Here is a 14,687-nt window from a genome sequence, read left to right as displayed (position 1 = left end):
CAGGCAACTGGACAGCATGCCGACTGGCACCTATGGTCCGCCGACATCGCCGGTCTGGCGATATTCGAAGGATGATGACAGGCATTACATGCTGGAATTTGAGAACGTCTCCAAGTCCTTCTGGACCGGGCTGCAACGCAAGGTGATTCTCGACCGCGCGTCATTCCGCGTCGAATTGGGAAACTCGCTCGGCATCCTCGCCCCCAACGGGACCGGGAAAACCACGCTGATCAACATGATGTGCGGGTTGGAAAAGCCGGACGAAGGCGTGATTCGCTCGGATTGCCGCGTTTCCTTCCCCCTCGGCTTCATGGGGGGCGTGGTCACCAGGCATTCGGCAGTCGAGAACGCGCGCTACATCGCCCGCATCTACGGACTCGATCCCGATTATGTCGAGGCATTCACCCGCTGGCTCGCCGGCATCGACGAATATTTCGACATGCCCGTGGGCACCTATTCCGCGGGGATGCGGCAGCGCTTCAATTTTTCACTGCTGCTCGCACTGGAATTTGACATCTATCTTATTGACGAGGGGATGCCGCAGACCACCGATGTGGAATTCAACCGCAAGGCCGGTTCGGTCCTTTTCGACAGGCTGCGGAACTCTACCGTGATCATTGTTTCACACCAGCCCGGAACCATCGAGAAATTCTGCCGTTCGGCAGCTATCATGCGTGACGGAAAATTATACATGTTCGAGACACTTGAAGAGGCAAAGCAGTATTATGACTACACCGCCTAAGGCGCGGCGTTTTCACGCTTCCGCCGATGAATCCGTCCGCCCCGACGCTGCGGATCAGACTGGTTCCACCAAGGCAGCACCGAAAGTCCGGGTGGAATTGCGCAAGAAGCCCACGGATCAGGCCGCCCCGGCCAGCGCCCCGAAATCCACTGCCGAATCCGAGACAGAGATGCGCGAACGCTTCATGCGCACCGAAGACACGGATGACGGATTCGGTGATTTCAGCCTCACCGACAAGGCGAAAGCCGGCAAAGCGGATGAAACGGCGGGCGGCGCGGCAGGCTCCATCGAGGATCGTGATGCCAAACTCGACGCGATTCGCGCAGAAAAGCTGTCCGAACGCCAGTTGCGCATTGCACGCCGCATCGCATCGCTGCACCAGATCAAGGTGAACTCGGACGAGGAAGCGGTGCTGGAATTGCGGGAACGCGGCATTGACCCGTCGCATCGCGCCGCGCTGAAGCAGATCCTTTCGAATGAGGGGCACAGGGCCGGAACCTCCCCGGCAGCGAACACGCCCGCCATCCGGACACCATCCGCGACTCCGGCGCTGAAATCTCCTGCAGCCCTGCCCTCTCGCGAAGAAATGACCGAAGAGCGCCGCGCCGCCGAGATCTTCCGCATTCAACAGGACATCTCGCGAAGGCGGCGGCGGCGGTTGATCATGCTGGGCTTGCGGCTGATGTTTTTCGTCGCCCTGCCCACGATTATCGCCGGATATTATTACTACGCGGTTGCCACCCCCCTTTACGCGACCGACTCCCAGTTCCGGATCCAGATGGCCGAACCGGCGGGCGCGGGTGCAACCGGCGGCCTGTTCGGCAGTTCTCCATTGGCAACCAATACCGATGCGGTCGGGGTCCAGAGCTATCTGACATCTCGAGCCGCGATGATCCGGTTGGACAAGGAGCTTGGCTTCAAGAAAACCTTCCAGGATCCGGATATCGACCCGATCAAGCGCCTCGCCCCGGACGCTTCGAACGAGGAGACCTACGCAGTCTACAAGGATTCCATCGTTATCGGATATGATCCGACCGAAGGGGTGATCAACATGGAGGTGATCGCGCCGGATCCCGAGCTCAGCAAGGAATTTTCCCTGGCGCTGATCCGCTATGCCGAAGAAGAGGTGGATCACATGACCTCCCGCCTGCGCGATGACCAGATGAAGGGCGCGCGCAATAATTACGAAGATGCCGAGGCCAAGGTCCTCGAGGCGCAGCGCCGTGTTCAGGAATTGCAGACCCAACTGGGCGTGCTGGATCCCCAGGCCGAAAGTTCGGTCGTCATGGGACAGGTGTCGCAGCTCGAGGGAGAATTGACCCAGAAGCGGCTCGAACTTGGTCAATTGCTCTCCAATCCGCGGCCCGTGCAAAGCCGTGTCGATGCGACGCGCGGTGATATCGAGCGGCTGGAACAGATGATTTCGGATACCAGGCGCCAGTTGACCCAGAATAACGACACCAGGAATTCGCTGGCCGAGATCACCGGCGAGTTGCGCATCGCCGAAGGCGATCTTGAAACCCGGCAGGGTCTGCTCGCAAGCGCCGCCGAACAGTTGGAAGCCGCGCAGATCGAGGCCAACAAGCAGGTCCGCTATCTGTCGCTTTCCGTCTCTCCGGTGCCGCCGGACGATGCGACCTATCCCAAGGCGTTCCAGAATACGCTTGTGGCTTTCCTGATTTTCATGGGCATCTATCTCATGCTGTCGTTGACAGTGTCGATCTTGCGTGAACAGGTATCAACATGACCACACAACGCCATATCAGCATCCGCGACCTGGCCTGCGGCAACAACCTTCCCCTGACGGTGATCGCGGGTCCCTGCCAGTTGGAAAACCTGGATCACGCCTTGCATATAGGCGAAACCATGGCCAGGGCCTGCAAGGCCGCCGGTGCAGGCTATATCTTCAAGGCAAGCTACGACAAGGCGAACCGCAGCTCGTTGCAGGGGCGGCGGGGCGTGGGAGCGGAGGACGGGTTGCAGATGCTCGCAACCATCCGCGAAAAGCTGGGCTGCCCGGTCCTGACCGATGTCCATGACACCCTCCAGGTCGCGATGGCCGCCGAAGCGGTGGATGTGATCCAGATCCCGGCCTTCCTGTCGCGGCAGACGGATCTTCTGCTGGCAGCCGGAGAATCGGGGGCGGTGGTCAATATCAAGAAGGGGCAGTTCCTTGCCCCATGGGACATGCCGAATGTCGCCGCCAAGGTCGCCTCGACCGGAAATGAGAACATCCTGCTGACCGAGCGCGGGGCAAGCTTTGGCTACAATACCCTGGTCGCGGACATGCGGGCATTGCCGATCATGGCGCGCACCGGCTATCCCGTGATCATGGACGCCACCCATTCCGTGCAGCAACCGGGGGGCCGGGGCGGCTCTTCCGGCGGACAGCGCGAATTCGCCCCGGTCATGGCACGGGCGGCAGTGGCACTGGGGGTTGCGGGTGTTTTCATAGAAACGCATGAAGACCCTGACAACGCGCCATCGGACGGACCGAACATGATCCCGCTGGATCAGATGCCTGCGCTGATCGCATCGCTGATGAAATTCGACGCGATAGCCAAGGCCGACCCGATCGAGATCTGATCGGCGAATGGCGTTTCGCTGAAACTCGCTATGCCTTCAGCGCCTGCCCGGCCGCCTCTGCGGATGCCCAGGCCCATTGGAAATTGTAGCCGCCGAGCCAGCCGGTCACATCGACGCATTCGCCGATGAAATACAGTCCGGGAACCTCCCGAGCCTGCATGGTTCTTGCATCCAGATCACCTGTATCGACACCGCCAAGCGTCACCTCGGCCGTTCGATAGCCTTCGGTTCCGACCGGTCGTAACTGCCAGCGATTGATACGTAACCCGAGCCGCTGCAACACGGCGTTGGGCTGATCCGCCAAGCGCGCTTCAGACAGCCCCTGCTCGGCCGCGATCGCCTGCGTAAGCCGTTCGGGCAGCCATTGCGACAGGATCGTCGCAACGGTCATGCGCCCCGCCCCTTTTCGCGCCATCATCAACGCCTCGGTGATATCGAGATCGGGTTGAAGGTTGACCTCCAGAACCTCCCCCGGCTGCCAGTAGTTGGAGATCTGCAGGATCGCCGGACCGCTCAACCCGCGATGAGTAAATAGCAGCGCATCGCGGAACCCTGCCTTTCCGTGACGGATCTCTGCCTCGACCGAGATTCCCGCCAGGGGACGGCACAGGACCAGATCCTGCTCGGCGAAGGTCAGCGGCACCAGCCCTGCGCGCGGCTCCACGATCCGCAATCCGAATTTGCGCGCAATCGCATAGCCTATGCCCGTCGCGCCCATCTTTGGGATCGATTTCCCGCCAGTCGCCACGACGACGCGCCTAGCCCGAACCTGCCCCGCATTCGTGGCAATGACGAAGCCTTCCGCATTGCGATGAACGTCTTCGACCGAGGTTTCCAGCCGGAGCTCGGCACCGCGCATGCGATGCATCAGCATGTCCGTGATCTGGGTGGCCTTGCCGTCGCAGAATAGCTGTCCCTGCGTCTTTTCGTGCCAGCCGATTCCCGCGTGATCCACGAGACGCACGAAATCCTCCGGACGGTATCGCGCCAGGGCCGAAGCCGCGAAACGCCGATTCCGCGACAGGAAGCGATCCCAGGAGGTCGCAAGATTGGTGAAGTTGCACCGACCCCCGCCCGAGATGCGAATCTTCTCGCCGGGTTTGCGGGAATGCTCCGCGACAAGGATGCGACAGCCCTGCGTCAGGGCAGAGCCCGCACAGAACAACCCCGCCGCGCCGGCGCCAAGAATTGCGATATCCACCTGATCCATGAGCTGCGCATAACGAGATCGCCCGCGACGGGCAAGCCGGCGCAAATTTCGGCTTGACCCCCCCCCGTCGTCTTGGCTATTCAGCCCCGACAGTTGGGGCGTAGCCAAGTGGTAAGGCAACGGTTTTTGGTACCGTGTACCGTAGGTTCGAATCCTACCGCCCCAGCCAATTAGCATTAATATTCAATATCAATGGCTTCCCAAGCGACGCCGGATGGATTCTCTGTCCATGGCTGGATCCGGCCTTAGCATGCAGCCGATTCATTGCAGCGCGATGACACAGGCTTAGGCAAGACCTGCACCAACATGGCGGGACGAGACAGGCGGCGATAGCTGAAATCTCTGTCCTGCCAGTCTTCGCCACCCCGGGATTCGGATATTCCGAGGGCGTGTTGAGCCTGTCATTCCACGCAGAATCGCGGTAAACAGGAACGATATTATATCGATTTCATGGAGGCCGCTGATGAATGCCCCCTTCAAGCAGATTGAACGTACTGGCCGATTGTTGACGGCACTTGGACCGGACGCATTGGTGTTGCTGCGGTTCAATGGAACGGATCGCCTGAACGAGTTGTTCGAATACCAGGTCGAAGCCTTGTCGGCGCAGGACGATCTCGATTTCGACGCCTTGATCGGCACCCATGCCACGGTGGAAATCGAGGCACATGATACCATGCGCCCCTTCGATGGGATCGTGACCAAGGCAAGATGGGTTGGCGTTGGCGAAAATGGCCACCGTTATGACCTGACGCTCCGGCCCTGGTTCTGGCTGGCGGGGAAACGCCGCAACCAGCGAATTTTCCACGACAAGACCGTGGATCAGATCCTTCAGGAACTGTTCATGGATTATGTCTCCACCGGAGACGCGGCCTTCGAGATGAAGCTGTCCGAGGTCTATCCGGTGCTGGAATATACGGTGCAATACCGGGAAAGCGATCTCGATTTCGCGCGTCGGCAGATGGAGCGGCACGGGATCAGCTTCCATTTCCGTCACGAAGCCGGCAACCATGTTCTCGTGCTGACGGATGACGTGATCACGCATGAGAATATCGGTCCACGGGAATTCAGGCGGTCCGACGGGCATCATCAGGCACCGGGCGAACATTTCTGGGAATGGTCGCCGGAGCGGAACCTGACCACCGGGGCCGTGCGGCTGATCGACTACAACTTCAAGACCCCGACGGCCACCATGGAATCCGACCATATCGGGGACGCCGCGCATAGCTTTGGACGCTTGGAAAGCTACGAATATCCCGGTGACTTCCCGGATCAGGACAGCGGCAAGCTGACGGCCCGTCTGCGCACCAAGCAGGAGCGCGGCGGTGATCGGCGCAACCGGGCCGTGGGAGATTGCGCAAGCCTCGGTTCCGGAATGGTGATCACGCTTACCGGGGAGCCGGTACCGGGGACCGGCGAGCGGTATCTATGCCTGAGTGCTTCTCATAATTTCGTCAGCGAGGCGTATGGTTCAGGAGGCACGGGCAGCGACGGTTATTCCTTCACCGGCTCCTACACGCTGATGCCCGATACCGCACCGATGGCGCCACCGCGCCAAACGCCGGTGCCGATCGTGCAGGGACCACAAACCGCAATGGTGGTCGGGGACGGAGAGATAGACTGCGACGAATTCGGGCGTATCCTCGTCCAGTTCCACTGGGATCTCGAAGGTGCGCGCTCGATGCGCTGCCGCGTGGCACAGAACTGGGCGGGCAACGGGCTTGGCGGCGTCGTCATTCCACGCATCGGCATGGAGGTCGTGGTCGATTTCATCGATGGCAGCCCCGACAAGCCGATCGTCACCGGCTGCGTGGTGAACGGCAAGAACGGCAATATCTACGGCCTGCCTGCAAGCAAGACGAAAAGCGGCTTCAAGACCAAGACGCATGGGGGATCGGGCTTCAACGAACTGAGCTTCGAGGACGCCAATGGAGCCGAAAAGATCTTCCTGCATGCCCAGAAGGATCTTGAACGTGTCGTCAAGGATAACGAATCGACATTGGTTGAGGCAGGGAATCGCAGCATCAAGGTGCAGGCCGGCGATGAGATAAAGGCGGTCGACAGCGGCAATCTTGCCGAGACAATCGCACTGACGCGCAGCGTCAAGGCAAACAAGGTCACCGAGACTGCGGTTGCGGGCGATGGCGGGCCCGGAATCATTTCCTATCAGGCGGATAACGATATCCAGATGAGCGCCACGGACAAGGTCCATGTCGAATCGCATGACGTGATGGAGCATTTGTCCACCAACAAGATGAGCCTGGGATCGAAGGTCATCGAGGCCGAAGCGACTGATAAATTGACACTGAAGGTGGGTGACGGCTCATTGACGATGACGCCGGACAAGGTCGTGCTGCAATTCGGCGACGGCTCCAAGATCGTATTCAACAAGAACGGGCTGGATCAGGTCGGGCCGGAAATCCATCTGAACAAAGGTGTTGGCAGCTGATGTATCGCATCAACGAAGGCATGTTCGACTTGCCCGAAGGTTGGCGCGACCGAACAGTCAATGTCATAGCCTCGGACAATTCACCGACACAGATGGCGCTGACGATCACCCGCGACGACAGGGCATGGGGCGTCAGCTTTCCGGAATATCTGGAAGATCAGATGAAACGTGTCTCGAATGCGCTCGAGGGTTTCGAATTGCTTGGTCGCCGTGAATTTCACCTCTCCGGCCTTCCTGCACATGAGATGGAAGGCCGCTGGATGCGGAGCAATACGCCCGTTCACATGCTGAGCACGATCATAGACACGGGCGAGCGGGCGCTGATTTTCACGGCCTCCACCGATGGCCAGATGAGTCCTGGTCAGAAGTTCGAGATGCGAAGGATCGTGGAAAGTTTTAGGGTAATGCCCGGCTGAAAACTATGTTGAGAGGTAGCATTCACATGCTCTTTCAAGGGCGGCCGCACCGTCATGGTATGTTTCTGACTCGGTTCTTTTTGGGAGCCCAAGAAATCAGAAGGCCCGACGTTCCCAGTTCAGAATTTAACCGTTCGATTTCGGAGGGGTGCACTCCCCACCAAAATCTGCCATTAGAAAGATCACGAATCACCCCGTTTTCCTTGCGAGACTCTATCCATTCCCGCAAGGACATGTCATCGATACGTGCATCAAGATGCGATGAACTGAGAAGATTTTCTTCATACACCATCCTAAGACAGTTGTTTTTATAGCTATCCGGCCCGCCACGCCAAACAGAAAAATCATCAGCAAATAAAAATGGATTTTCAACCTCAGGAAAGACGGTGGCCCCGTTCATAAGCGCATATGATATCGACTTATTAACGCTTTCGGTTCGATATAAAAATCCGTAAAATGGCTTCAGAGACGTCCCAATCGCCTCGAATACGGTGAAGAATTCTGGCATAGACTCATCACCCAGCATAGAAAATGAAATATCCAAGACCGGTATCCCGTACGAGACCCCGTCATTGAATCCTCCATCCATTCCTGACGAGCCAGATTCGCTCGAAAACCTAAAATTATCCCGAGGTGCTCTGACAAAATTAGACCAGATCTCTTCAGTAAAATCGAGCGCTTCACCTTCTCCATTCGTTTCAGCCTCCACAGGATAGGTGACAGTATCGATACTGGCCCCTATCTCTCTACTCAACTTATCCAACACCGTCACCACTGCATGGGAGTCGACGCCATCAAATCCATAGAAAGCAAAGCTATATATCGTCATCTAATACCACCAATCAAGTTGTCCAAAGCATTCTTAATATGTTGAGCATTATATGGGTGGTCCAGAACGATAACCTGCCCACGTTGTGACGGCGGAAGATTTCTCATCGCGTTGTTGTTTCGCACTGACAAGTTTCCATATCTGCTGGGTCGCATATCTGTCCAAGACGCAAGCTCAATAGCGTGCACTCTCCCATTTCTATCAATAGCCAGAACATCTGGCTGCCTTCTGGAAATTCCGGGACCCAGAGCGGTATTGTACGCCCTATGCATATAAATCCTGTCAAATTTTCCCGACATGGCCAACTTGTTTGAAATTACCTCCGAGAATTGATTATGTCCCGGGGTTTTGTCCTTTTGTCCCGTGCCGTATATTTTCGTTCCATTAACCTCTCGTTCAGGACACCCCGCCAACCCCAACGGATCCACCCATCCATTCGGATCCGCCACATAGCCCTGAGGTCTAATCCCTCCCGCCAACCCGATCGGATCCGGCGACAAATACTGCGTCGCATCCGGATCGTAGTAACGGTGCCGGTTGTAGTAGAGCCCGCTTTCCGGATCCTCCCACTGTCCCTGGAACCGGATCGGGCAGGAAACCGGTGGGTGATCGTCATTTGCGGCTTGCTCGGCATGGTCCAGCTTGCCCCATAGGCCAAGCTCGGCGCGCCAAAGTACCTTTCGGCCATCCTCGGACACAAGCTCATGCGGGGTGCCCAGGTGATCGGTGACCACATGGGCAATGTGATCCTGATTTACGCATGCGATTGGGCGAAAGCTGCCCGGCTCGTAGATCCAGTGCGCCGCCTGGTCCCAGGCCACCGTCCCGTCGGCATAGATCGGAGCCTCGGCCGCGATGCAATCGCCGTCCCATTGATAGGCACTGCCAATCCACCGAGGCCCAACGCCGCCCGGATCGCCGGCAGAAGACTGGTCCTGTGCCGGGGTGTCCACAGTCAGGCTCCAGTCATCGGATGCGCGATCCTGCCGGGCAGGCGATTTCGCACCGCCTTCGATTACCCGCAGGCGGCGGATGCGGCGGCCCAGGGCGTCGTATTCATAGCGCCAGACTGACCCGTCTGGCGTCCTGAGCCGAACCAGCCGGTCATGGGCGTCCCATGTCATCTGCCAGATACGCGGGCGGAAACCCGGCTCGTCATGGCGTTTCTCGATGACCCGGCCGCAGGCGTCGTGCTGATAGGTGATGTTGCCGCGGCGGCGAATACGACCGGCATGCGCTTCGATCTGCTGCGAACGCATGTTCTCGATCAGCCCGGCAAGGTTCCGGTTGGGATCGTAATCATAACGATGCAGGATCGGGGACGAGCCATCCGGGCGCTGCCGGGCGGTGTCGGTGACAAGGCGCGGGCATCGTAATTTATCTCGGTCACCCCGGAAACCCGGTCGGCAATGGAGGTGACACGCCCGGCCCTGTCCCAGCCATAGCCGCGCTGGATACGGGCGGCCGACGGGCGCCCGTTCATCGGCTCGGGGCCAACCAGCTGCCCGGTCAGGCGCCGCATGACTTCCCAGTCCTGCTCATGCGTGAAGCCGCCGGTCGTGCGGCGCTGGATTTCCAGGCCGCGCGCATCCAGTTCGAAGCTCAATTCGGTTCCGGCGAAGCGCATGGCGGACAGGGCGCCATCCAGCGAATAGGCCATCTCCAATCCCAGCCCATCGCCGCCACGTGCTACAGGCGCGGCCGAGCCGGGTTCGTAGGAATAGCTCATTTCGCGGCCATTGACCGTTTCGCTGATCATCCGTCCGGCGGAATCGTAGGATCGGGTCACGACACCGTCGTCGTTCCGAACCTCGATCAGGCGGCCTGCCGCGTCGAATTCCGACGTCGTAACGGCGGTCTTTCCACCATCGACCACCTCGACCTGGACAAGGCGCCCCGCAGGAGACCATGTATATTGGCTTATGACGCCATCAGGGGCGATCCGGCGGCTCACCCGACCGGCAATGTCGTAATCATAGCGGGTGATCAGCCCGGAATAGTCCCGCTCGGCGACAAGGTTGCCAACCGGGTCATAGGTAAGTTCATACCGCTGACCCATCTCGTTGATCACTGCGGTGAGGCGAAGTGCGTGATCATGTTCGAACCTGACGCGATTTCCCTGTGGGTCCTGTGATTCCAGCGGTAGGTCGAAGGCACCATAGCGGAAACGATGTGCATCGCCGACACCGTTCCTTGCAACGGTAACAAGCCCCTCGCTGTCATAGGTGGTATCGATGGCCGTTCCATCGGGCAGCGTGACCCGCGCCAGCGCCCCACGCGGATTCTGCGAGCTGCGGGTATGGTCCAGCCGGGTTTCGGCGCCGATCTCGTCGATCTGGCGGATCAGCCGGCCTTCGGTGTCATGTGTCAGCCTGATCGTCTCCCCGGAGGGAGTTTGCAGGCGGCAGGGGCGGTTCATCGCATCGTAGTATATGCGAGTCTGTCGCATCTGCGGCAGTTCGACCCGCATGATCTTGCCCTGCCCGTCACGACGATAAAGCCGTTCGGCACCGGTCGGGTCGATGACGGCTACAAGGTTTCCGTTACTGTCATGGCGGAACGCGGTGCGTGAGCCGGTTGCATCGACATGGGCCACAGGCAGTCGGGCGGCATTGTATTCCCAGCTTTCGCTGTTGCCCTCGGGGTCGGTGGCACGCGTCAGGTCGCCAACGCCGTTGTAATCGAAGGTCCAGCGATTGCCCAATGGATCCTGCCGGGCCCGGATTTCGCTGGCGGTTCCCCATTCGGTCAGCCATTCCCCGCCCGCCGCGTCGATTTCGCGCCAGACCAGTCCTCGGTCGGTCCAGTCAAAGAACCTGACTCCGCCGGCGGCATCGGTGACGCGGGTGCGCCTGGCCACGGTGTCATAGGCCAGTTCGACCGAAAGATGTCCACTATCGCTCCAGTTGCGGATCACCCGGTCGGCGCGGTCATAGGCGAAATGCGCATGTGTCAGGTGGCTGTCGGCCCACATGTTCAGCCGCCCCTGCTCGTCATAGCCATAGCGCAACTGCCCGGTTTGCGCCGAATCCACGCGGGTCAGGCGGCCAGTCCGGTCATATTGCCAGGTGAAGACACAGTCACCGGCATCGTGACCGATCAGCGCGGCATGATGGATAAGCATGCGCCGGCTGTCCACGGCCAGGCCGAAACCGTCGCTGTGATTGACCGATTTCAGCCCGTCTTCGCCGTAATGGAATGTGATCTCGTTTCCGTTGCGATCCTGTATCGCGCTCAGCAGCAGGCGATTTTTGACCCGGTGATTGAAGATCGTGAACAACTGGCTGCGGTAATCGTAAAGATACATCAGGCCCGAGCGGCTTCCCAGCAGGGCAATATGCGGACAGCGAAGATTGACAGCCCAGACATTGTCGTCAGGCGTGTCGAAGGTGAATTCGACACCATCAGGATCCTGCCAGATGGTTCGCCCCGCCTCGATTCTCAGATGCTGAGCCCAGGTGCCGGACCAGTCATTGCCTTGTATGCCGGTTGCACCGCGCCTGTAACTGCGGTCGAGATGCAGGGGAATGGTTCCGGGAATCGTGATATCGGTGCGAAACTCGCTTACCTGGCCCGACGCCACATCGACCGGATCGCCAACCCGATTCTGCGCGTTGGTATTGATCCCGTCCGACTCCGCGCTTTGCGTCGGCTTGCGTGGCGATGCCGGAGTCGAATCGCCGGGTCTCGGCTTCGGCGGCGTGCTGTCTCCGGGCCGGGGTTTCGAACCGCGCGGGAACGGCAGATAATCAGAAATGGCCACTCCGGTCCGGACGATGCGATTGAGCCAGCCGCCGTCGATGTCAAGCTGGTCGGCGGATGTCGTCATATCCAGCTTGATCGTTTCCCGACCTGTCTGGATTGTACCGTCACAGGTCGTCTTGTGCCCTTTCCGCGATAACGGGAAGCCGTTGACATAGACGGTATCCGAACCCTGTGCGCATTGTTTCTCGGGGCCGTGATCGTCGCATTTGATGAAGGCGCTGACATGAGCGACCGCCTTGTTCTCGAAGAACACATCGGGTGAGCCGACGCTGATATGGCCCTTTTCCTCTCCCTGCTGCCCCAGCGATCCCGCCATGCCGAACAACGTGCCGGCGACACCCGCTCCGGCAAAGGAAAAGGCCGCGACGGCAAGCAGACCCGCGCCACCGGTCGCCAGAACGAATGCCCCGATCGCGACCGCTGCGCCGACCGCCACGGCAGCCCCCAACAGGCCTGCAACAAGCCCGGACCGGGCATGGTATATCTTGTCACCGACCACCGCCGGCTGTTCGCTTGGTCCCGCAAGCGGCTCCAGCCCCATTGCCGAGCCGACCCAGTTGCCGATATGGCCACCCGCCCAATTGCCCAGTAACCCGCCCGCAACCCCTGCGGCAATCGGCGCCAAGGGTGCAAGGGTGCCTATCGCGACGGTTCCAGCGGTGGCGGTAGTCCCTGCGGCAGTTGCAGCGGCTGCAACACCCATACCGCCCTGAACCATCGCAGCCCCTGTCCCGACAGCCATGGCGGAATATTGGATGGTCGGGTTTTCCAATACGTCCAGCGCGGTATCCCAATTACGCTCAAGCGCATTGCGTGCGTCCGGCTGGCTGGCGATCGCCTCTTGCATCTGTGGTGTCGAACCGTGCGGCGCGCCCTCGGTCGGCATCGTGAAGCCGAGGGTCATACCTTGTGACAGCAACCCCATCCTGCTTCCCCGATCTATGCTCTACGGAATTTCAGTGTCTGCATAATACGCCGCACCCCGTTGCCCTGGCTTTCTGTCATCTGACCGGGCATCGATGACGTGATCACCATTACCCGGCCGTTCGGGGTCGGAGTCATGTAGATGATCTGGTGCAATCTGATGTCTTTCGCCAGCCAACTGCATTCTATCTCTGCGGCATCGACACCATCGAGCTTGACTGTCCTGCGCCCGATGAGCGTGAAATCTATCATCGACTTGCTCACCTCATCGAACTGGTTTTCAAGATATTCCTCGAACGACATGCCAAACGGCAGGTCGTCGCGCGTCACCGTCATTGTCAGGCCGGGGGCCATCGGCGAATTCGATGAAATGATATTCATCGACTGGTCGTTCCAATCCTTGGGCAGGTCTATCGAGCAGTCGTTCATAAGAAACATCGGAAAGCCTTCAACACGTCCAAATATTTCATGACGCTTCACGATCACATCGCATAGGTGCAAATCAATGAGGAAAATCTATCGCAAAGTCGCGCATCGAGCAATTGGCTTTCTTCCGCATCACCCGCGCATCGGGGATCTGCGGCCCGGGCCGCACTCCCTGCCGTCGCATGCGCTGTTTTCATCCCCGCCCGATCGGTTCTAGACTGGTGCGAGATGTCAGACCGGAGCCCTCCCATGTGCCTTTCGCTGCCCTCATGCGCCCATCACCCGATCAACTGCATAGTCCCGCCCCACATGCTGCGCGTGCTGGCCCTGCGCGGCGACGCACAGATCTCGCGCATGGCTCGCAGCCTGTTGAAACAAACAGAAAAACTGCGCGAAGAGCGGGAAGAACACGTCACCCCGACCCCGCCGATCCGCCCCGATGCCCTCGCCGGTCCGGCACTCGACGAGGCCGGGAAGATCTGCTGCCCCGACCGGCGCATCCATGATGGCGAATACAAGGCCGCCTTGCCGGGCAAGCTGGTGCGCAGCGAAGGCGACGCTCCCACAGGAATCGAGGATGCCGATCTCGCCTATGATGGCGCGGGCCAGGTCTTCTCGCTCTTTGCCGAGGAATATGGCCGCAACTCGCTGGACGGCGCGGGCATGCCGCTGATCGCCACGATCCATCACCGCCGCAACTACAACAACGCCTTCTGGGACGGGAACCAGATGACCTATGGCACCGGAGACGGCAAGGTCTTCAGGACATTCCTGGAACTCTCGGTGATCGGACACGAGATGGCCCATGGCATCATCCAGCATTCCGGCGGGCTGATATACGAGAACCAATCGGGCGCCCTGAACGAAAGCATCGCCGATGTCTTCGGCAGCCTGACGCTGCAACGCAGCCTTGGCCAACAGGTGCATGAGGCCGATTGGCTTGTCGGGCGCGGCATCCTCGGTTCCGGCATCAACGGCGTGGCTCTGCGCAGCATGAAGGCGCCGGGCACCGCCTATTCCGACGATCTGCTGGGACAGGATCCGCAGCCATGGCACATGGACGGCTTCGTCTCGACCTCCGAGGACAATGGCGGCGTACATATCAATTCGGGCATTCCGAACCACGCCTTCTACCTGTTCTGCAGCTATCTGGGTGGAAATTCGTGGGAGTTGCCGGGCCGCGTCTGGTATCGCGCCCTCGAACGGCTGAACAACCCGATGGCCTCCTTTGCCGAATGGGCCGATCAGACCATGCAGGCCGCGGCCGAGCTTGCCGGTCTGGGCAGCCACGAGGCAGCGATGCTGCGCCGGGCGTGGAAACTTGTCGGAATCGGCATCTAGGC

11 protein-coding genes and 1 tRNA gene are annotated in these 14,687 nt (G+C 59.6%); 7 read left to right on the top strand and 5 right to left on the bottom strand.

Annotation, left to right across the window (positions count from 1 at the left end; translation table 11 throughout):
- The first annotated feature begins 88 nt into the window (after positions 1–88).
- The 3 genes from A7A09_RS11675 to kdsA are packed head-to-tail and all read left to right on the top strand — an operon-like array spanning position 89 to position 3,328.
- Positions 89–742, top strand: a complete 654-nt coding sequence (locus A7A09_RS11675; RefSeq protein ID WP_106691595.1) for an ABC transporter ATP-binding protein — start codon at positions 89–91, stop codon at positions 740–742.
- On the top strand, positions 726–2,489 hold the full coding sequence (locus A7A09_RS11670) for a KpsE/RkpR family capsule polysaccharide export protein (RefSeq protein ID WP_106691560.1): 1,764 nt from the start codon (positions 726–728) through the stop codon (positions 2,487–2,489). Before A7A09_RS11675 ends, A7A09_RS11670 begins: the two co-directional genes overlap by 17 nt.
- Positions 2,486–3,328 (top strand): 3-deoxy-8-phosphooctulonate synthase, encoded by an 843-nt coding sequence (gene kdsA / locus A7A09_RS11665; RefSeq protein ID WP_106691559.1) that lies wholly within the window; start codon positions 2,486–2,488, stop codon positions 3,326–3,328. Before A7A09_RS11670 ends, kdsA begins: the two co-directional genes overlap by 4 nt.
- A 28-nt stretch (positions 3,329–3,356) precedes the next feature.
- On the opposite strand, the gene A7A09_RS11660 is transcribed toward kdsA, so the two are convergent.
- Complete coding sequence (locus A7A09_RS11660) at positions 3,357–4,538, bottom strand: BaiN/RdsA family NAD(P)/FAD-dependent oxidoreductase (protein ID WP_106691558.1); 1,182 nt, start codon at positions 4,536–4,538, stop codon at positions 3,357–3,359.
- Positions 4,539–4,632: 94 nt separating this feature from the next.
- Here A7A09_RS11660 and A7A09_RS11655 point away from each other — a divergent pair.
- From A7A09_RS11655 to A7A09_RS11645, 3 genes are all read left to right on the top strand, one after another.
- A tRNA-Gln gene (locus tag A7A09_RS11655) sits at positions 4,633–4,707 on the top strand.
- Positions 4,708–5,001: 294 nt separating this feature from the next.
- Positions 5,002–6,984, top strand: coding sequence for a type VI secretion system Vgr family protein (locus A7A09_RS11650; RefSeq protein WP_106691557.1), 1,983 nt, complete (start codon positions 5,002–5,004; stop codon positions 6,982–6,984).
- Positions 6,984–7,400, top strand: a complete 417-nt coding sequence (locus A7A09_RS11645) for a DcrB-related protein (protein ID WP_106691556.1) — start codon at positions 6,984–6,986, stop codon at positions 7,398–7,400. The genes A7A09_RS11650 and A7A09_RS11645 overlap by 1 nt, the downstream gene beginning before the upstream one ends.
- A 52-nt stretch (positions 7,401–7,452) precedes the next feature.
- Here the strand turns inward: A7A09_RS11645 and A7A09_RS20520 are convergent, their stop codons facing one another.
- From A7A09_RS20520 to A7A09_RS11630, 4 genes are read right to left on the bottom strand one after another with little or no spacing between them, the layout of a single operon-like run.
- Complete coding sequence (locus tag A7A09_RS20520; protein WP_148043649.1) at positions 7,453–8,229, bottom strand: hypothetical protein; 777 nt, start codon at positions 8,227–8,229, stop codon at positions 7,453–7,455.
- Positions 8,226–9,488, bottom strand: a complete 1,263-nt coding sequence (locus A7A09_RS11640) for an RHS repeat domain-containing protein (protein ID WP_106691555.1) — start codon at positions 9,486–9,488, stop codon at positions 8,226–8,228. Before A7A09_RS11640 ends, A7A09_RS20520 begins: the two co-directional genes overlap by 4 nt.
- Before the next feature lie 8 nt (positions 9,489–9,496).
- Positions 9,497–12,919 carry a DUF6531 domain-containing protein gene (locus A7A09_RS11635; protein WP_148043648.1) on the bottom strand — a complete coding sequence of 1,141 codons (3,423 nt, stop codon included), beginning with the start codon at positions 12,917–12,919 and terminating at the stop codon, positions 9,497–9,499.
- Between the two features lie 14 nt (positions 12,920–12,933).
- Positions 12,934–13,398, bottom strand: a complete 465-nt coding sequence (locus A7A09_RS11630; RefSeq protein ID WP_148043647.1) for a DcrB-related protein — start codon at positions 13,396–13,398, stop codon at positions 12,934–12,936.
- A 195-nt stretch (positions 13,399–13,593) separates the two neighbouring features.
- On the opposite strand from A7A09_RS11630, the gene A7A09_RS11625 reads away from it, so the two are divergent.
- A complete protein-coding gene (locus A7A09_RS11625; protein ID WP_106691552.1) occupies positions 13,594–14,685 on the top strand; it encodes a M4 family metallopeptidase in 1,092 nt (363 codons plus the stop codon).
- Positions 14,686–14,687 lie beyond the last annotated feature (2 nt).

The sequence above is a fragment of the Paracoccus methylarcula genome (genome assembly GCF_003007735.2).
GTDB classification, from domain to species: domain Bacteria; phylum Pseudomonadota; class Alphaproteobacteria; order Rhodobacterales; family Rhodobacteraceae; genus Paracoccus; species Paracoccus methylarcula.
The sequence above is the reverse complement of the archived record's forward strand: the minus strand, read 5'-3'. Positions and strand labels throughout refer to the sequence as shown.

Bases quoted from the DNA above. Each gene is read 5' to 3' on its own strand.
- A7A09_RS11675 (WP_106691595.1), top strand. From the start codon at position 89: ATGCTGGAATTTGAGAACGTCTCCAAGTCCTTCTGGACCGGGCTGCAA.
- A7A09_RS11670 (WP_106691560.1), top strand. From the start codon at position 726: ATGACTACACCGCCTAAGGCGCGGCGTTTTCACGCTTCCGCCGATGAA.
- kdsA (WP_106691559.1), top strand. From the start codon at position 2,486: ATGACCACACAACGCCATATCAGCATCCGCGACCTGGCCTGCGGCAAC.
- A7A09_RS11660 (WP_106691558.1), bottom strand. From the start codon at position 4,538: ATGGATCAGGTGGATATCGCAATTCTTGGCGCCGGCGCGGCGGGGTTG.
- A7A09_RS11650 (WP_106691557.1), top strand. From the start codon at position 5,002: ATGAATGCCCCCTTCAAGCAGATTGAACGTACTGGCCGATTGTTGACG.
- A7A09_RS11645 (WP_106691556.1), top strand. From the start codon at position 6,984: ATGTATCGCATCAACGAAGGCATGTTCGACTTGCCCGAAGGTTGGCGC.
- A7A09_RS20520 (WP_148043649.1), bottom strand. From the start codon at position 8,229: ATGACGATATATAGCTTTGCTTTCTATGGATTTGATGGCGTCGACTCC.
- A7A09_RS11640 (WP_106691555.1), bottom strand. From the start codon at position 9,488: ATGCGTTCGCAGCAGATCGAAGCGCATGCCGGTCGTATTCGCCGCCGC.
- A7A09_RS11635 (WP_148043648.1), bottom strand. From the start codon at position 12,919: ATGGGGTTGCTGTCACAAGGTATGACCCTCGGCTTCACGATGCCGACC.
- A7A09_RS11625 (WP_106691552.1), top strand. From the start codon at position 13,594: ATGTGCCTTTCGCTGCCCTCATGCGCCCATCACCCGATCAACTGCATA.